Origin of the sequence: Arthrobacter sp. GCM10027362 (genome assembly GCF_042679445.1) — a bacterium.
Classification (GTDB): Bacteria; Actinomycetota; Actinomycetes; order Actinomycetales; family Micrococcaceae; genus Crystallibacter.
The window spans coordinates 1-18,182 of sequence record NZ_JBHTML010000074.1 but is presented as its reverse complement, the minus strand read 5'-3'; the positions used below and the strand labels follow the sequence as shown (position 1 = coordinate 18,182).

The 18,182-nt window shown below is 69.9% G+C and carries 15 protein-coding genes; 2 read left to right on the top strand and 13 right to left on the bottom strand.

Going from position 1 to position 18,182, the window contains the following annotated elements; all coding sequences use genetic code 11:
- From ACFQ36_RS12100 to ACFQ36_RS12080, 5 genes are all read right to left on the bottom strand, one after another.
- A partial coding sequence (locus ACFQ36_RS12100) for a bifunctional salicylyl-CoA 5-hydroxylase/oxidoreductase (RefSeq protein ID WP_377013948.1) occupies positions 1-2,290 on the bottom strand: 2,290 nt, incomplete at its 3' end.
- A gap of 20 nt (positions 2,291-2,310) precedes the next feature.
- The gene (locus tag ACFQ36_RS12095; RefSeq protein WP_377013946.1) at positions 2,311-3,984 is read right to left on the bottom strand and encodes an AMP-binding protein; all 1,674 of its coding nucleotides are present in this window, start codon (positions 3,982-3,984) and stop codon (positions 2,311-2,313) included.
- Positions 3,985-4,012: 28 nt separating this feature from the next.
- The gene (locus tag ACFQ36_RS12090; protein ID WP_377013944.1) at positions 4,013-4,921 is read right to left on the bottom strand and encodes an acyl-CoA thioesterase; all 909 of its coding nucleotides are present in this window, start codon (positions 4,919-4,921) and stop codon (positions 4,013-4,015) included.
- On the bottom strand, positions 4,918-5,412 hold the full coding sequence (locus tag ACFQ36_RS12085; protein WP_377013943.1) for a cupin domain-containing protein: 495 nt from the start codon (positions 5,410-5,412) through the stop codon (positions 4,918-4,920). Before ACFQ36_RS12085 ends, ACFQ36_RS12090 begins: the two co-directional genes overlap by 4 nt.
- Positions 5,413-5,460: 48 nt before the next feature.
- A complete protein-coding gene (locus tag ACFQ36_RS12080) occupies positions 5,461-6,318 on the bottom strand; it encodes a fumarylacetoacetate hydrolase family protein (RefSeq protein WP_377013939.1) in 858 nt (285 codons plus the stop codon).
- A 155-nt stretch (positions 6,319-6,473) separates the two neighbouring features.
- On the opposite strand from ACFQ36_RS12080, the gene ACFQ36_RS12075 reads away from it, so the two are divergent.
- Entirely contained in the window at positions 6,474-6,890 is a 417-nt protein-coding gene (locus tag ACFQ36_RS12075) for a RidA family protein (RefSeq protein WP_377013937.1), read from the top strand.
- Positions 6,891-6,974: 84 nt separating this feature from the next.
- Here ACFQ36_RS12075 and ACFQ36_RS12070 read toward each other — a convergent pair whose 3' ends face one another.
- Together ACFQ36_RS12070 and ACFQ36_RS12065 are read right to left on the bottom strand one after the other, a co-directional pair.
- Entirely contained in the window at positions 6,975-7,880 is a 906-nt protein-coding gene (locus ACFQ36_RS12070; RefSeq protein ID WP_377013935.1) for a PaaX family transcriptional regulator C-terminal domain-containing protein, read from the bottom strand.
- A 66-nt stretch (positions 7,881-7,946) separates the two neighbouring features.
- Entirely contained in the window at positions 7,947-8,381 is a 435-nt protein-coding gene (locus ACFQ36_RS12065; RefSeq protein WP_377013933.1) for an acyl-CoA thioesterase, read from the bottom strand.
- Positions 8,382-8,587: 206 nt separating this feature from the next.
- Between ACFQ36_RS12065 and ACFQ36_RS12060 the strand changes: the two genes are divergently transcribed.
- Positions 8,588-9,607 carry an AraC family transcriptional regulator gene (locus tag ACFQ36_RS12060; protein WP_377013931.1) on the top strand — a complete coding sequence of 340 codons (1,020 nt, stop codon included), beginning with the start codon at positions 8,588-8,590 and terminating at the stop codon, positions 9,605-9,607.
- Between the two features lie 76 nt (positions 9,608-9,683).
- On the opposite strand, the gene ACFQ36_RS12055 is transcribed toward ACFQ36_RS12060, so the two are convergent.
- The 6 genes from ACFQ36_RS12055 to ACFQ36_RS12030 form a co-directional block, all read right to left on the bottom strand.
- Entirely contained in the window at positions 9,684-11,276 is a 1,593-nt protein-coding gene (locus tag ACFQ36_RS12055) for a phytoene desaturase family protein (RefSeq protein ID WP_377013929.1), read from the bottom strand.
- A gap of 11 nt (positions 11,277-11,287) precedes the next feature.
- The gene (locus ACFQ36_RS12050; protein ID WP_377013927.1) at positions 11,288-13,012 is read right to left on the bottom strand and encodes a flavin reductase; all 1,725 of its coding nucleotides are present in this window, start codon (positions 13,010-13,012) and stop codon (positions 11,288-11,290) included.
- A 31-nt stretch (positions 13,013-13,043) separates the two neighbouring features.
- Positions 13,044-14,288 carry a styrene monooxygenase/indole monooxygenase family protein gene (locus ACFQ36_RS12045; RefSeq protein ID WP_377013925.1) on the bottom strand — a complete coding sequence of 415 codons (1,245 nt, stop codon included), beginning with the start codon at positions 14,286-14,288 and terminating at the stop codon, positions 13,044-13,046.
- Positions 14,289-14,346: 58 nt separating this feature from the next.
- A complete protein-coding gene (locus ACFQ36_RS12040; RefSeq protein ID WP_377013923.1) occupies positions 14,347-15,132 on the bottom strand; it encodes an SDR family oxidoreductase in 786 nt (261 codons plus the stop codon).
- A 230-nt stretch (positions 15,133-15,362) separates the two neighbouring features.
- Positions 15,363-16,823 carry an MFS transporter gene (locus ACFQ36_RS12035; RefSeq protein ID WP_377013921.1) on the bottom strand — a complete coding sequence of 487 codons (1,461 nt, stop codon included), beginning with the start codon at positions 16,821-16,823 and terminating at the stop codon, positions 15,363-15,365.
- Complete coding sequence (locus ACFQ36_RS12030; RefSeq protein ID WP_377013919.1) at positions 16,820-17,887, bottom strand: MBL fold metallo-hydrolase; 1,068 nt, start codon at positions 17,885-17,887, stop codon at positions 16,820-16,822. Before ACFQ36_RS12030 ends, ACFQ36_RS12035 begins: the two co-directional genes overlap by 4 nt.
- Positions 17,888-18,182 lie beyond the last annotated feature (295 nt).

Sequence of the window (18,182 nt, the reverse complement as noted above, 5' to 3'; positions counted from 1 at the left end):
GGACCGCGTCCGTGCGCGAGCTCGGCGGCTTGCGGCGGCCGGCCCGGAACGGGGCGATCCACTCGGCGCCGGGGCCGCGGTACTCCTGCTCGGCCGCGGCGTGCAGGGTCCACTGCGGGTCGTACAGGTGGGTCCGGCCGAGGGCAATCAGGTCCGCCCGCCCGGCCAGCAGGATCGAGTTGGCGTCGTCCCAGGAGGAGATGGCCCCGACGGCGATGACGGCGATGCCTGCCGGTTCGGCGACCTCCTGGCGGATCCGGTCCGCGTACGGGGTCTGGTAGCTGCGCCCGTACGCCGGCTTTTCCTCCTTGCCCACCTGGCCGGTGGACACGTCGATGCCGGCGGCGCCGTGGGCGGCGAAGGCCCGGGCGATCTCGACGGCGTCGTCGAGGGTGTTGCCGCCCTCGATCCAGTCCGTGGCCGAGATGCGCACGGTCAGCGGCTTGTGGGCCGGCCAGGCCGCCCGGACGGCGTCGAAGACCTCCAGCGGGAAGCGCAGCCGGTTTTCCAGGCTGCCGCCGTACTCGTCGGTGCGCTTGTTCGCCACCGGGGAGAGGAAGGAGGAGAGCAGGTAGCCGTGCGCGGCGTGCACCTCGAGCAGGTCGAAGCCGGCCTCGTCGGCGCGCCGGGCGGCGGCCACGAAGTCCTCGACCACCTTGTCCATTTCGGCCCGGTCGATCTCGCGCGGGGTCTGGCTGCCCGGCCCGTACGGCAGCGCGGACGGGCCCACGGCCTCCCAGTTGCCGGTCTCGAGCGGTTCGTCAATGCCCTCCCACATCACGCGGGTGGAGGCCTTGCGGCCGGCATGCCCGAGCTGGGCGCCGATCTTGGCGGTGGACTGGCCGTGGACAAAGTCGACGATGCCCTTCCAGCCGTCCCGCTGGGCGTCGGTGTACAGGCCGGTGCAGCCGGGGGTGATGCGCCCCTCCTCCGAGACACACACCATCTCGGTCATCACCAGGCCGGCCCCGCCCAGGGCCTTGCTGCCCAGGTGCACCTTGTGGAAGTCCCCGGGCATCCCGTCGACGGCCTTGTACATGTCCATCGGCGAAACCACGATGCGGTTCTTCAGTTCCAGCCCGCCGATCCGGTACGGCTGGAACATGGCCGGGCCCGTCTGGGCCAGGCCCTGGGACTCGGCGAAGCGCCGGTCCACCCGGTCCGCGAACTCCGGGTCGCGCAGGCGCAGGTTCTCCTGCGTGATGCGCCGGCTGCGGGTGAGCAGGTTGAAGGCGAACTGGGTGGGGTCCTGGTCCTTGTACTGGCCGATCCGCTCGAACCATTCCAGCGAGGCCTGCGCGGCGCGCTGGGTGGACTCGACGACCGGACGGCGCTCGGTCTCGTAGGCGGCCAGCGCGGCCTCCAGGGACGGGTGCTCGTGCAGGCAGGCGGCCAGGGCCAGGGCGTCCTCCATGGCCAGCTTGGTGCCGGAGCCGATGGAGAAGTGCGCGGTGTGGGCGGCGTCGCCGAGCAGCACCACGTTGCCGTGGCGCCAGTTGCGGTTGCGCACGGTGGTGAAGTTCAGCCACTTGGAGTTGTTGGCCAGCACCTCGTAGCCGTCCAGCTCCTCGGCGAAGAGCCGGCGGATCTTGGCGATCGCCTTCTCGTCCGAGACCCCGGGCGGGAAGATTTCCCCGGCGGTCTCGTCGAAGCCGGCGGCACGCCAGACGTCCTCGTGCATCTCCACGATGAAGGTCGAGCCCTCGTCCGAATACGGGTAGCCGTGGATCTGCATGACGCCGAACTCGGTCTCCTTGACGAAGAACTTGAACGCCTCGAAGACCTGGGTGGTGCCCAGCCACATGTACTTGTTGCCCCGCACGTCCAGGTCCGGGCCGAAGGAGTCCGCATACTTGGCACGGATCTGCGAGTTCACCCCGTCCGCGGCGAGCACCAGGTCGTAGCCCGCCTCCAGTTCCTCCACCGGCGGGGCCAGGGTGGAAAAGCGCAGGTCCACGCCCAGTTCGGCGCAGCGGCGCTGCAGCAGCTCCAGCAGCTCCTTGCGGCTCATGGCCGCAAAGCCCTGGCCGCCGACGGTGGCGGTTTCGCCCCTGAAGTGGATATCGATGTCGGACCAGCGGGCGAAGCGGCGGCTCATGTAGTCGGCCACCACCGGGTCCGCGTTGCCGATGCCGCCCAGGGTTTCGTCGGAGAAGACGACGCCGAAGCCGAAGGTGTCGCTGGCCGCGTTGCGCTCCCAGACGGTGACCTCATGGGAGGGGTCCAGCTGCTTCATCAGGGCGCCGAAGTACAGTCCGCCCGGGCCGCCGCCTACGATTGCGATTTTCATGGTGTGTCCTTCCTGCCGGTTCACGCCGTAGCGCCGGCCAAATCTGATTCCGCGGCTTCCGCTGTGTCTGTGGTGTCCTGCCGCAGGCCCTCGCGCAGCTTGAAATGCTGCAGTTTGCCGCTGGGGTTGCGGGGCAGTTCGGTGACGAACCGGATGTCCCGCGGGTACTTGTAGGGGGCAATGGTGGCCTTGACGAAGTCCTGGATCTCCTTGCGCTTGGCGGCATCGGGCTCGACGCCCTCGCGCAGGACGATGAAGGCGCAGACCACGGAACCGCGCTCGGGGTCGGGGCGGCCGACGACGGCGTTCTCCACCACGTCCGGATGCTGGTCGATGGCCGCTTCGACCTCCGGGGCGCCGATGTTGTAGCCGGAGGAGATGATCATGTTGTCGGAGCGGGCCTGGTAGACGAAGTAGCCGTCCTCGTCCTTGAGGAAGGTGTCCCCGGTGATGTTCCAGCCGTTGTGCACGTAGTTCGCCTGCCGCGCGTCGTTCAGGTAGCGGCACCCGGTGGGGCCGATGACCGCCAGGCGGCCGGGCACGTTCGGGCCGGCCTCGGTGCCGTCCTCGTCCAGGATCATCGCGCGGTAGCCGGGCACCGGTACCCCGGTGGTCCCGGGCCGGATGTCCTCGCCGGCGGCGGAGATGAACACATGCAGCATTTCGGTGGCGCCGATGCCGTTGACCAGGCGCAGGCCGGTGGCCTCGTGCACGGCCTCCCAGGTTTCCCTGGGCAGGTGCTCGCCGGCCGAGACCGCCACGCGCAGGCCCGCCAGCAGGTCCCCGCGGCCTTCCTTGAGGATGGCCCGGTAGGCGGTCGGCGCGGTGAACAGGATGGTGGCGCCGGCGGCCGCGGCATACTCGGCCAGCTGCACCGGGGTGGCCCGCTCGGTGAGCAGCACCGAGGCGCCGAAGCGCAGCGGGAAGACCACCAGGCCGCCCAGGCCGAAGGTGAAGGCCAGCGGCGGGGAACCGGCGAAGACGTCCTCGGCGGTGGGCTTGAGGATGTGCCGGGCGAAGGTGTCCGCGTTGGCCAGGATGTCCCGGTGGAAGTGCATGGTGATCTTCGGGGTGCCGGTGGTGCCCGAGGTCGGGCCCAGCAGCGCGACGTCGTCGGCGGCCGTCGGCACGTCCTCGAAAATCCCGTTCTTCGCGGCGCAACGGGCGGTCAGGTCGCCGGCGTCGTGAGTTCCGTAAGTAACGACGGCGGTGCCCCCGCCCACTGCGTCCTGCAGGTCGGCCGAGAAGCGGTGGTCCGAAATGGCCACCACGGGGCGGGTCAGCTCGCAAATCTTGGCCACTTCGCTGGCCCGCAGCACCGGCATGGTGGTCACCACCACGGCCCCGGCCTTGAGCACGCCGAGCCAGGCCGCGACCAGCCAGGGATTGTTCGGCCCGCGCAGCAGCACCCGGTTGCCCGGCACCACGCCGAGATCCTCGGTCAGGACCTGGGCCACCTGGTTGGCGCGCCGCTGCAGCTCGCCGTAGCTCCATACGGTGCCGTCCGGGGTACGCAGGGCGGGACGGCCGGCACCGAAGGCGGCCACGGCGTCGTCGATCAGGACGGTGGCGGCATTGAGCCGCTTGGGGTACTGCAGTTCGGGCAGGGTGAATTCGAGCACCGGCCACTGGTCGGCCGGCGGCAGGTTGTCGCGCGTGAAGGAGTCCACGTGGGCCGAAGGGGACAGTTCCATGGCGTTCCTTTCGATGACGGGATGAATACTAGTGGCCCCGGCCGGCACGGATCATGCCTTCCTGGGCAACGGTGGCCAGCAGCCGGCCGGAGCGGTCGAAGAACCTGCCCGTGGCCAGGCCGCGGTTGTGCTGGCCGGAGACGGCTTCCTGGGCGTAGAGCACCCAGTCGTCCATCCGGCCCTCGCGGTGGAACCACATGGCGTGGTCCAGGCTGGCGGTGGCCAGGCCCTCGTCGGCCCAGGCCAGCCCGTGCACCCGCAGGATGGGCTCGAGGATGGTGTAGTCGCACACGTACGCCAGCGCCGTCCGGTGCAGGTCGGCGGTGCTGTGCGCATCCGGGCCGTCCGGCAGCCGGTCGAAGGCCTTGACCCAGATTGCCTGCTGCGGCACCTGCCCGCCCTCCACCTGCACATAGACCGGGCCGGGCACATGGCGCATGTCGAAGCTGCGTCCGGCGGACCAGTACTCGGCCGCGGGACCGTCCACGCCCTCGAGCACCTCGGCGGCGCTGCGCAGGGACTCCGGGTCCACGACCGCGGGCATTTGCGGCTGGTAGTCCGGGCCGTCCTCGGGCACGTGGAAGGAGCCCATGGCCGCGTAGACGGCCTTGCCCCCCTGGTAGCCGCGCACGCTGCGGGTGGAGTAGCCGCGCCCGTCGCGCAGCCGCTCGACCTCGTAGCGCACGGCCGCACCGATGTCCACCGGGCGCATGAAGTAGCTGTGCATCGAGTGCAGCTGCCGGTCGGCCTCGACCGAGCGCATCATGGCCGCGGCGGCCTGGGCCACCATGTCCCCGCCGTAGGCCTTGGGCCAGGGCACATACTGGGTGGTGGCTTCGTACGCCTCGTCGCCCGCCTGCGGAGCCACCGGCGCCAGGTCGACGGCGCGCAGGAAGGTCTGCGCGGTCAGGGCGCCGTCCATCGTCACGGTGTTCATGCCCGGCGGTATCCTTCCAGCGTCTCGTCGGCGACGTCGGGCAGGTTGACCACGATGTTCTCCGGGGTGCGGGCGGTGAGCCAGACCAGTTCCTCGGTCACGGACATGTTCGCCTCCACGTGCGGCATGAACGGCGGGACGAACACCCAGTCCCCGGCCTTCATGTCGATGAACTCGGCGTAGTCCTCGCCGAAGTAGATCCGCCCGTGCCCGCGCAGCACGTACCCGCCGGTCTCGGCCTCGCCGTGGTGGTGCGGCAGCGAGCGGTAGCCGGGGACGTTGGAGACCTGGCCGAACCAGATCCTGGTGGCCGGGGTGTGCTGGATGCTCACCCCGGAGACGCGCACGCAGTCCCCGGACTGGGCGGTGTTGGTGTCCTCTTCCCCTGCGCGGGTGACCACGGGGACCACCTTGCCGCCGGGGCCGGCGTAGATGGAGTTGCCGCCTTCGGTGCGGTACCCGGTACGGGAATCAGCGGTGGTGTCGGTCATTGTCCTGCTCCTTCGTTCTTCAGGTGCTTCAGGTTCTTCAGCGGCGGGTCAGTCCTGCAGGGCCGGCTGGCGGATGGCCACCCGGTTCTCCAGACGTCCGATGCCGTCGATCTCGGTGGTGATGACATCGCCGTCGGCCAGGAAGCGCGGCGGCGTCATGCCCATGCCCACTCCCCCGGGTGTGCCGGTCAGGACCAGGTCCCCCGGGCGCAGGGTGGTGAACCGGGAGATGTAGGAGAGCAGCCGGGCCGGGCCGAACACCAGCGTGGCGGTGTTCCCGCGCTGGACCAGTTCGCCGTTGACGTAGCCGCGGACCTCCACATTGGCGCCGTCGACCTCGTCCGGCGTCGCCATGACCGGGCCCACCGGGGTGGTGGCGTCGAAGGCCTTGCCCTGGAACCACTGCAGGGTCCGGTTCTGCCAGTCGCGCATGGACACGTCGTTGGCGACGGTGTAGCCGGCAATCGCCGCCGCGGCTTCGGCCTCGTCCGCCCGGGTGAGCGTGGCGCCGACGACGACGGCGAGCTCGGCTTCCCAGTCCACGCGCTCGCTGCCGCGGACCGCCACCTCGTCCGCCGCGCCGGCCAGGGTGTCGGCGAACTTGGCGAAGAGCGTGGGGTATTCGGGCAGCTCCCGGCCCATTTCCCGGATGTGGTCCCCGTAGTTCAGCCCGCAGCAGATGACCTTGCCGGCCTGCGGCAGCAGCGGCGCCAGGGCGCCGGCGGAAGCATGCACAACGGCGGACACCGGTGCCTTGGCGGCGGTCTCCCCGGCCACGGCGCGCCAGTCGGGGTTGCGCAGCAGTTCCCCGACGTCCCCGGCCGGCAGCGGCAGGTAGGCGTCGGGACCGACGGCCAGTGCCGCCGTCGTGGTCTGTGCGCCGGTGCGCAGGGTGGCCAGTTTCATGCCTTCGTTCTCCTCCTCGTTCCCCGTTCCGACCGGTGTATCGACTTTTTTACGGCCGTCACATATGCTCAAGTTAGCACGATCACAGGATCTGCACTAGAGGTTTTTCCAAATCACCGGAACCGGACCTACCGGCCCTGCCAAGGAGGCACCAGATGACCAACCAGACAGCAACCGGCAACCGCACCATCAACCCGGCCTCGCTGCCCAAGCCCTCCGGCTACGCGCACGGGATCCTGGCCGGCAACACCGTCTTCCTGGGCGGCCAGACCGCCCTGGACAAGGACATGAACATCGTCCCGGGCGGCATTGTGGAGCAGTTCCGGCAGGCCTTCTCCAACGTGCTCGCCACCTTGGCAGAGGCCGGCGGCAAGCCCCAGGACCTGGTCAGCGTGACCATCTACCTCACCGACGTGGACGACTACATGGCCCACGGCAAGGAGATTGGACGCATCTGGCGCGAGATGGCCGGCTCCGAATACCCGGCCATGGCCGGCATCGGGGTCTCCCGGCTGTGGCAGAAGGAAGCGATGATCGAGATCCAGGGCATCGCCGTGATCCAGGACCGCTGAGCGAGGCACAAAAACAGGCCGGGCCGGCCGGGAAACCTTCCCGGCCGGCCCGCTTTAATTCCAGGCTTTAATTCCCGGTGCGGCTCAGGCCGCCGCGGCCTTTTCCACCAGGGACATGGCATGGGCCTCGGCCATGGGCGCTATCAGGGCGTGCACGCCGAAGAAGATCCGCCGCGCCTCGGGCCCCTGCCAGCCCTCGGGCAGGTACTCCAGGGGCAGCCCCGGGTCGCGGTAGGGCAGCCGGCGCCACATCGTGAGCATCGGCACGTAGTACCGGAACGCATCGCGGCGCAGATCCGCGGTGGAGGCAGCCAGTGCCGCCTCCGGATCCTCGCCCACCTCGGCGGTCCAGTCCTGGAGCGAACTGCCGTAGTAGTCCATGAACTCGGCGATCTGGGCCGCGAGCGCATCCAGGTCCCACCACTGCGCCACCCGGGCGCGCATGTCCGTTTCGGACGAGTAGTCTCCGGTGAAGAATTCCACGTACTCGGCCAGCCCGCGGGCCGCCAGCCGGCGCTTGGCGCCCTCGCGCACTCCGGACGGCGCGATCCAGACGCCGGCGCCCATGGACCCGAAGCCCAGGCGGGTCAGCTCGGTGCGCAGCTGGTGCCGGCGGTCCCGCATCGATTCGGGCACCGAGAAGATCGCGAGCACCCAGGGACTGCCCGGAGTGACCCGGTACGGGGCGAAGATGCGCTCGTCACCCTCGTTGACCAGCTCCAGGGTCCGCGGCGAAAGTTCGTACTTGGCCGTGCCGCCGTTCTTGACGCTGTTGAGCACCCCCTTGGCCTTCAGCCGCGACACGGCCGAACGCACGCCCGGGGCGTCATGGCCCAGGTCGCCCAGCATCTCGATCAGCACCGAGACGGGGAGCGGACCGCCCCCGCGCCGGCCGTAGAGGCCGTAGATGGTCAGGATGAGCTGCTGGTGCCGCAGCGGCGGTGCGGGGACGGTGATCATCCGCTGGACTCCCGTTTCTAGACCAAGCATGGCTGTATGACTCCGATCATCATAGGCAGGAGCCCGCGGCGGAACCGCCGGAGCAGGGCCGGTACTTCAGGCCGGCACGGCGCCGGCGATGGCGGCGCGCATGTGCTCCGGCCAGGGCCGTGCCCCGTCAGCCCCGGCCGGGACGTAAGCGGTGGTGAACGTGCCGTAGGCGGCCAGTCCGCCGCCGGACTTTTCATGGGCCTGGCCGTGGACCTCGAACCCGAAGGTCATCGAGGTGCGGCCGACCTTCCGGACCTTCACGGTGGCCCTGATCCGCTGGCCGAACCAGAGCTTGGCCCGGTAATTGACGACCTGCTGTACGCGCGGTGCGCTGGGGAAGTAGTCCGGCAGGTCGAGCCTGCGGAACAGTTCGGCTTCGGCCGCCTCCACCCAGCGCATGATGGCGGAGTTGTGCTGGTGGCCCGCGGCGTCGGTGTCGGCCCACTCCACGGTGCGCTCGATGCTGGCCTGTACCATGCGCCCGTCTTCCTGGTGCTCCATGGTCCTCCTTCCCATTCCGCTTCCTGCCCCACCGGCAGGTGCCGAGCCTCACGACATTGTATGTCGTCAAAATGACGATCGTCCATAGAAATCGATAAGTATTCGCGGATCGAGGCCCTGCACCAGCCGGCACGCAGGGGCGGGCATTGTGCCCTGTGTCACAATAGTTGCCGGCGGCTTCCCCTCAAGACCAGCGAAGGAGCGGCATGGCCCAAGGCCAGATACCGTACCTCCCCCTGGCTGCGCCCCAGGTGCTCGACCGGCACAAGACGGTGTCGGTACGGGACCGGGACGCAGCCCATGCCCATGTTGCGGAGGTCTTCTGCGACCATGGCCTGGCTCTCCTGAATCCGCGGGGCAAGCTGTCCATGACGCTGCGCAGCCTCCATCACGGTCCGGTTGGGCTGGACCTGCTCGATTACGGCGCCGCAGTCCGGATCAGCCCCCGGGCCATGGAGGACTTTTACCTGGTCCAGATGCCGCTGGCCGGCGCCGCGGAAATCACCGTCGGGGAGGAGACGGTCTACTCGGACTGCCGGAGGGCGTCAATTCCGCCGGTGGAGCGTGACTATTCGATGGTCTGGCACGCCGGCACGCCCCAGCTCATCCTGTATGCGCGCAGGGACGAAGTGTGCCGGGTTGCCGGCCTGGTCTTCGGGCAAGCGGCGGCCGAGACCCCGGAACTCCCCTGGGCCCTGGACCTGGCGACGCCGCAGGGGGCCGCGTTCCTGGCCGCCGTGCGCGCCTACCACGACGACGTCAATGGGGACGGCGCGGCCCTGGCCGGCAGCTACGCCCGCAGGCTCGTGCAGGAGACGCTGCTGACGCGCCTGCTGCTGGCAGGCAAGAGCAACGGTCTGCACGGCACCGCGGCCGTCCCGGCGTCCCGGGCGCTGGAACCGCCCTCGCGGCTGGCCGTCAGGCTGCAGGAACTGATCAGGGCGCATGCGCATGAGGACCTGAGCGCACTCGACATCGCCCAGGCGCTGGGCCTGCCGCTGCGGACCCTGCAGCACGTCGTCCGCCGGGAGCTGGATACCACGCTCTCGGCGATGGTGCGCCAGACGCGGCTCGAGCGCTGCCGATCCGCACTGCTGGCGGCAGACCCGGCAACGGCGTCGGTGACGGAGATCGCGCTGCAGTCCGGGTTCGGCCATCTCAGCCGTTTCGCCGCCAGCTACCGGGCCGCCTACGGGGAGTCCCCGTCCGAGACCCTGCGCCGTTGAGCCGGTGCCGCAGATTAAGCAGGCAGGCCAGGGACGCCGGACGGGCATCCCTGGCCTGTTTGCCTGCCGGCGCGCGTCATTTATCCGGGTCAGGACCTTTCCCGCGCAGCAGGGCCTGGGCCACCAGATGGCCCGATCCTGCCCCCAGTCCCGGGCCCGGGTGGGTGGAGGCGCCAATGTGCCAGAGGTTCCGCACCCCGGTCCGGTGCCCGGCGCCGGCGAGCGGCCGCCACAGCAGGTTCTGGTCCAGCTCGGCCGACCCGGCATAGGGGTCGCCGAGCACCGCGTTCGGGTTCGCTGCCGCCAGGTCCGTCGGTGCAATGATGTCCACGGCCTCCACCGCGGCATCCAGGCCGGAAGCAAAACGGCCGATGCGCCGCAGGATCCTGTCGGCATACGCCTTCTTCAGCGCGTCGTCCCAGCCTCCGGCCGTGGAGAGCTCGCCGGCGGCATCGCCGGCCGGGGCGCAGGGCACCTCCTGCAGCTGCAGCCACAGCGCGCCCTTACCCTCGGGCACCCGGGAGGGATCCAGGACGTACTGCTGTCCGACAACGATCGTGGGGTCCTGGGGCAGCAGGCCTGCTTCCGCCTGGGCACAGGCGATGCCGGTGCTGCCGGCGCCGTTGCCCACATGGATCAGCGGCACCGAGTCCAGCCGCCCGTCGTCCCAGGCCATGGGACGGTTCAGCGCCACGTGGACCTGCATGGCCCCGCGTCCGTACCGGTACCGGCCCGCCTCCTCACGCGTCCCGGCGCTGACGCTGTCCGGCGGCAACAGCTGGCCGTAGAGGGCCTGCGGGCCGACGCTTGCCAGGACGGCCCGGCGTGCCAGCACGGTGTCGCCGCCGACCCGGATCCCCACGGCCTTGCCCTTGTCGACCAGGATCTCCTCGACCCGCTGCCCCAGCCGCAGCCGGGCCCCGTGGCCGGTTAGCAGCCGCTCGAACGCGGTGAGGAAATTGCCTGCCCCGCCCTCGACGACGGGAAGGCCGAATCCGTGCATGCTCAGGGCCATAACCGGCAGCATGATCCCGCCGCCGGCCTGGTCCGGGCCCAGGCCGGCGTGCAGCAGCCAGGGGGTCCAGAGCTGGTCCACTTCCCAGCCGGCGAAGCGGCTTCTGACATAGGAGCGGCCGCTCATCAGCGCCTCCCGAACCAGCGACTCGGTGCCGCGGATGCGGTGTTTTGTGGCCAGCTGCCAGAGCAGTTTCAGGGCGTGCGGCGAGCGCAGCTCGGTTCCCAGTGCGCCGAAGACGACCCCGGCGCGTTCCTGCATGTCGGCAAGCATCTGCAGGTAGGCGTCCCGGTCGGCTGCGAGCTCCAGCCGTGCGGCGGTGCGCTCCGGGTCCCGGTAGGCGATGGCCACCCTGCCGCCCTCGGCCACCGCTGCCGTGACGGCGTCGTCGGTATTCCGGTACGCCAGCCCCCGGTCGTGCAGGTCCCTGCCGAGGACCGAGTAGGCGCCGGAGGAGAGGAACAGCGGGTGCCAGGAGGAAAACGTGTCATGGATATAGCCCGGCAGCGTCCGCTCCTCCGAGGCAATGAACCCGCCGATCCGGTCCCGGGCCTCCACCACCAGGACGGACTGCCCCGATCTGGCCAGTTCCGCGGCGGCCACCAGGCCGTTGATGCCTGCACCGATGACGACGACGTCGACTGTTTGGCTCATCTGGTCCTCCCCTATGCTTCCGGGTGCTCGGCGACGGAGCGGTACTTGCCGGCATGGAAGACCAGGGGCCGGCCGCCGTTGGCCGAATAATGCTCCACTTCCCCCACGTAGATCACGTGGTCGCCGGCCTCGTGCCGGGCAACGGTGCGGCATTCGAAGGTCGCCGCGGCGTCGTCGATCACCGGTACCCCGTTCCGGCCGTCCGAGGTACCGACCCCGGCGAACTTGTCCTCCGCCGGCCGGGCGAACTGCTGCGAGATCTCCTTCTGGTCCTCGGCGAGGATATTGATGGCGAAGTGGCTCGCCGCATTGAAATCCGCCAGGGACGGCGCGTTCCGGCTCGGGCACCACAGCACCAGCGGCGGGTCCATGGACACCGAGGTAAAGGAGTTCGCCGTCAGGCCGGTCCGGCGCCCGTCGGCCCCGCGGGTGGTGACCACGGTGACCCCGGTGGCGAACTGTCCCAGCGCGTTGCGGAAGGCCCGCGGATCCGGGGCCGCCCCGCCCGGGTGCCGCCGGCTGTCCAGGAAATCCTGCGCATCCTGGGCGTCCTGCCACCAGGGAAAGAGCGTGCGCGGATCTTCGAACCCCCTGGCCAGCGCGTCGGCGACCGCCGGATGCTCCGCCGCCTCGGAGAACAGCTCCAACTGATGGTCCCGCAGCGGCCGCAGCATGGAATTGGTCCAGGATACCGACCATTGCGCCCAGCCCCGCCAGAACTCATCGAAGGTGCGCTGCATCCAGGTGGCGTCGAAGGGCCCGCCGCCATGGCGGAGGATTGCGTCCTCGTAGTAGCTGGCCGCCAGTGCTGCATTGTTCGATCCCTGGCCGGTGACCGGGTCGTTCAGCACGATCGCGTCCCCCATCCCCAGCACCTGCCGGCCCGACGGCAGCGTCCCGACCGGCCGGCGCACGGTGGGCGTGATCCGGCCGCGCAGGGTTGCGCCGCCGTCGGTAAGCTCCGCGCCCTCAAAGCGCTTCGCTTCGGCCGGGAAGTGCTCGCGCAGCAACTGCAGCGAGTGTTCCAGATGCTCCTGCGGGGACCTGACCCCCACCCAGGAGTCCATCGGTCCGCCGGGCAGGCCTTCGAAAACCATCATCCGGCAGGCCCCCGTCGTTGTAATCCCGGGAAAGGTGAAGAACTCGCCGACGCCGGGTTTGATCGACATCCGCACAGCGGGGTCGCCCTGCGCGTCGAGCGGTTTCACGTAGGCCAGCCCCAGCACCCGCTGCGGCCGGTCGTAGGGCGACTTGGTCTTGTCGGTGCGGAAGATCTGGCCCAGTTCCCCCTTGCCGGTGGAGACGACCACCAGGTCATAGCCCCGGGACAGTTCCTCCAGGCGCCCGACGGTTACCGCTTCAATCTGCAGGTCCCCACCCCTGTCGCGGAAGGACTCCATCCAGACGCTGCACTTGACCCGCTGGTCCACCGAGCGCGCCGGGGACTCCAGGGACCCCCGCCACGATACCGGCCGGTCCCCCGGCAGGTTCAGTTCGATGCCGGAAATCTGCAGGGCCGCGTCGGTCGGATCCGCCTCGGTCACCGGGCTGATGTCCATTTTCTCCTCGGCGGCCAGGGCCGGGGAGAACAGGACCTGGCTGGACATGACGCTGCCTTCGCGCACCTGGTCCGGAGTACGGTCTGAAAACAGGGACACCTGGTAGCCGTGCCGCTGCAGGCCCAGGGCGAGCTGTACGCCTGACTCGCCGGCTCCAATAATCGCTATGCGCCGCATGGGGTTCCTTCCTTCGAGGTAGCGGGCAGATTCAGCTGACCGGCACCGCGCCCTGGACTTCCGCCAGGTACCGCCGCGCCTTGTCCGGGTCCATGAACCAGTCCTGGAAGTCCGGCGGATAGTCGAAGCCGTTGGCGAAGCGCCGGGCGATCTCCGGGTGGGCGGCGGCGGCCCCGAGCAGCCGGACGGCATGTTCGGGCGGCGGGGCGAGCATGGCGTTGGTCCACTGCGCCACGTGGCGGGCATAGTCCCAGTAGGTCTCGAAGGTCCGGCGCATGAATTCTTCGTCGAAGGCGCGGTCCCCGTGGGCAATGATGCTGCGCAGGTACGACGCCGCGCACTTGCTGGCGTTGTTCGAGCCCTGGCCGGTAATGGGGTCGTTGAGCACCACGACGTCGGCCAGCCCCAGCACGGCCCGGCCGGACGGCAGCGTGGCCACCGGCTTGCGCACCGTGGGGGCAAAGCGCCCCTGCAGCACGCCGAGGTCGTCGGTCAGTTCCACGTTGCGGGCACGTTCGGCTTCCCAGGGCAGGAAGGTTTCGAGGATCTGCCTCGAATGGGCCAGGTGTTCGGCCGGGGTCAGGCCCTGCCAGCGGTCCATGGGCCCGCCCGGCACGCCCTCGAAGACCATGATCTCGCAGGGACCGGTGGTGGTCAGGGCGGGGAAGACGAAGTACTCGCCCACGCCCGGGATCAGGTTGAAGCACACCGCGGAATAGTCCGGGCGCGGCTGCAGGCCGTTGACGTAGGTGAGTGCGAGGGCGCGCTGGGGCTGGTCGTAGGTGCAGCGTGCCTCGTCGCGCTCGAACATCCTGGCGATCTCGCCCTTGCCGGCGGCCACCAGGACCAGGTCGCTGCCTGCCGCGTAGCGTTCCAGCTCGCCGAGCCCCGCGTCCTCGAAGACGAAGCGGCCGCCCCGGTCCTCGAAGACCTGCATGAATTCCGGCATCTTGACCCGCTGGTCGATGGACTGGGCCGGCGCGTCCAGCCGGTGGGACCAACTGAAGGCCTTCTCCCCGGCCTGCCCCGGGTGCGGGATGGTGAAGGAAATGCCGTCGACGGCGGGCGCGTCCGGCCACAGGTCCAGGTCCAGCGCGCGCTCGTGGGAGAGCGCCTGGCCGAACATGCACTGGCTGGAGGCGACGCGGCTGTTCCGGATCTGGTCCGGGGTCCGGTTGGACACAATGGTGACAGCGAAGCCTGCCCCGAGCAGGCCGATGCCCAGCTGCAGTCCGGACTGGCCGGCGCCCACAATGGTGATCTTGCGTGAGGTCATGGCAGTTGCTCCCTCTTATCTAGGTGTGCGTTATCCAGGTGTGCGGTGGAGGGTGGGCCTACCTGGCCGCCAGCAGCGGGATGGCCTCGGCGGCCTGCTCCGGCCCCAGCGCCGAGTAGCCGCCGTCGACCGCCCAGTCCGCGCCGGTGACGAAGCTGGCCTCGTCCGAGGCCAGGAACGCGACGACGGCGCCGACTTCCTCCGGCCGGCCCACCCGCCCCAGCAGGTGGAAGGGCGCGGCCACGCTGTCCGTCTTCGCCAGGTCCCCACCGGTGAGTTCGTCCATGATCTTGGACCAGGTCCAGCCCGGCGACACGGAGTTGACCCGGATGCCCTCCGGCGCGTAGTCCGCCGCCATGCTGCGGGTCAGCTGCACCATCGCGGCCTTGCTGGCCGGGTAAACCCAGCGCCCCACCTGGGCGACCTTGCTGGAAATGGAGGAGAAATTGATGATCGCCCCACGGCCGCCCGCCGCCAGCAGGGGGCGCACGCGGTCCGCCACCGCAACGGCGCTGACCAGGTTCACGTCCAGGGCCCGCAGCCAGTCCGCCCGGCCGGAGCCGGCCCCCTCGTCCAAGTAGGTGCAGGCCAGGTTCACGAGGATGTCCAGCCGGCCGTGCAGCTCGACGATCTGGTCCGCCACCGCGTCCACCACGGCGTCATCGGTGATATCGCCGGCGATGAACCGGGCCCCGTACTCGGCAGCCGCGCGCTCGCCGCCGGCGGCGTCAATATCGACCAGCACCACATCGGCTCCGGCCTCGCGCAGTTTGGCAATCACTCCCCGGCCCACGAGCGTGGCTCCGCCGGTCACCAGCGCGACCTTCCCCAGAAGATCCGTCATGTTGTCCTCCCTTGATGGCTTGTTGAACGTTGCCGGCCCGCACCATGGCCGCCGCATCAACGTGTGGCTACAAGTTTGCAAGCCGGCAGGAAACCCGGCTATCCGCTCCGTGCCGGAATCATCCACATCGCGCAAGGGAGCCGGCCCGGTGCCAAACCGGGCCGGAAACGACTGCTGCCTGCCGGTGCCCCGTGCGGGGCGCCGGCAGGCAGCAGCATCTTTCGGGGCCGTTATCCGTTGAAGGCGAACTTCTCCTGCAGCCGGGCCGCGGTCCGGTCCGGGTTCAGCAGTACGACGCTGGCCAGCCCGACCAGCACCAGGTAGATCCCGATCATCCAGAAGGCCAAGTCCATGCCCTCGCCCAGCCGCGCGGCCATCTCCGCCGTCTCGGGCACGCCCTTCGGGGCCGGGATATAGCCGGCGCGGTCCATCAGCATGCCCACCATGGCCGGGGCGATGACGCCGCCGAGGGAGGCCAAGCCGGTCAGCGTGGCCATCACGGCCGCGCGCTGGCGGGAGCAGACGCAGAAGGCGACGGCGGTGGGGGCCAGCGGGTAGATCATGGCCAGGCCGGCACCGAGGGTCACGAACACCACCGCGGCGGCGCCGCCCACGTGCGGCAGGACCAGGAAGCACGCCCCCGAACACAGCAGGGCGGCACCGAAGAGGGCACCCAGCGCCCAGCGCACCGTCACGCCGCGGCGCATCAGGAACCGCGACGCGCAGCCCAGCACCAGCAGCGCGGCGGCGCCGAGCAGCCACGGGAACGTGGAGACCAGGCCGATCATCTCCGGGGACAGCGCCACCACCGAAGCCAGGTATTTCGGCGACCAGGTGGTCAGGAAGCCCTGCGCCCAGAAGCAGCCGGCACCGGCCAGCACGGCCACCAGGAACATGCGCGAGCCCAGCACCCGGCGGATCGGTACGATCTTCAGCAGGTCGGCGCGGTCCGCAATGCTGTCCCGGCCGCCTTCCGTCCCGCCGGCCGCGGCTGCGCCGGCAGCGGCGTTGCCGCCGCCGGAAGACTCCGCGGGCGCCTGGCCACGCTTGTGCACCGTGTGGCTGTACGGGCCGTCGCGGCCGACCAGCAGCCAGCACAGCGACCAAACCAGGCCGAGGATGCCCAGGAACCCGAAGGCCCAGCGCCAGCCCAGCTCGGGATGGGCGATGATCCAGGCCAGCACCGGGGCGGCAATGATCGGTCCGAGCGTGGACCCGATGGCGACCATGCTGCTGGGCAGGCCGCGGTCCTTGGGGGCAAACCAGCCGTGCACGTGCTGCAGGCTGATCGGCGTCGCCGGCCCCTCGGCGGCGCCGAGCAGGATGCGGGTCACCAGCAGCACCGCCGCGCCGCCGCCGAACAGCATCGGGAACTGCAGCACCGCCCAGGAGATGCCCATGGTGAGGATGATCCAGCGCGTGGGCACCTTCCCGGCCAGGAAACCCACGGCGACGGCGGCGATGGCGAACAGGAAAAAGAAGGCGCTGCCGATGAAGCCGAACTGGCCGGCGGTCAGGCCCAGGTCGCGGATCGCCGAGTCGGCGACCAGGCCCAGCACGGCCTTGTCCGCGAAGTTGATGATCTGGAACACCACCAGGGCTCCGGTGACCAGCCAGGCGCGCCGGTTCATCCGGCCGTTCGCCACGGCGGCCCGCAGGGTGTGCCGGGGGATCTGCTGCTGCGTGGTCATGCCCCCACCTGCGCTTCCTCGCGGCGGCCCTGTGCTTCCCCGCCGCGGGCCAGGCCGGGCCCGACCACAAAGCAATCGTTGTCCTCGGCCACCTGCACGGGACCGTCGAAATCCCGTCGGGCACCTGCTTCCATTTTCCGCGTGTCCGCCGCGCCCGGGGTATTGGGCACGATGTGGTGCAGCACCAGGGCCCCGACGCCGGCGGCCGCGGCGACCTTCCCCACCTCGCCGAAGGAGGTGTGGGACTCGCGCAGGTGGACCTCGATCCCCTCGCGGGTGGGCCCGTCCGGGAAGGTGTCCAGGATGGCCTCCAGGTCCATCACCTCGTGCAGCAGCAGGTCCGCGCCGCGTGCGAGCCGGATGCAGTTCGCCGAGTAGGCGGTGTCGCCGGAGACCACCACGGAGCCGTAGGCCGAGTCGAAGCGGAAGGCGAAGGCCGGATAGCACAGCCGGTGGTCCACCAGGATGGCGGTGACCGTCACCAGTTCGTCCCGGTAGACCTCGAACGGCTCCATCTGCGGGTGCCGGGCGGTCACCGGGTCGGCTCCGGCTTGGGCCGGAACCTCGATGTCGTGCGCCTTCACCCATTCGTGCGGCTCGCTGCGGCCCTCGTCGGCCATCCGGATGCAGATATCGGAGGCGAATACGCGGTCCAGCAGCGCATCCACCACCTCGGTGGTCCCGGCCATGGTCCGGCTGCCGACCTTCTCATCGACATACCCGGCATGCGCGGCATCCAGGGCCGGCACCCGCGGCGGGCGGCCCGGGCCGAAAACCTGGATCGGACCGCCGAAGGATTCGCCGGGCACCTGCCAGCCGGTGACCAGGAAGGAGCCCAGGTCGTAGATGTGGTCCGAGTGGTGGTGGGTCAGAAAGACTGCGCGCAGTTCGGACCACGCGCAGCTGGAGCGGTAGTTGCGGATGCTGCCCATCCCGCAGTCGACGACGTAGGTGGCGCCGTCGATCCTGATGGCGGTGCTGGTGCCGGCACGGCTGCCGGACACGATCGGGCCGCCTCCTGTTCCCAGCGTGTGGACGGACATGCCCCGTTCGGGATTGCTCATGACTGTAGCCCTCGTTTCCTCGGTGAATGGGCGCAGACCGCGGACCCGAACGCAGGCCGCGGCGAACTAAACGGATGGAGCCGGCAGGAATCAGCCGGGTGTGACCGACATCATATGCACTAGTTTTTGCGATCGCAAGAGGTATTGCATATCTGGTGCGGCTCTGTCATGCTGGCCGCACCGCAACCTCAGGGAAAGGACCTGCCATGCAGCAAGAACAGGAAATCGTGCTCGGCGCGCTGCCGAAGGGCATCACCCCCGCCGGCGAGGCGATGGGCAGCAAGACCTGGAACGT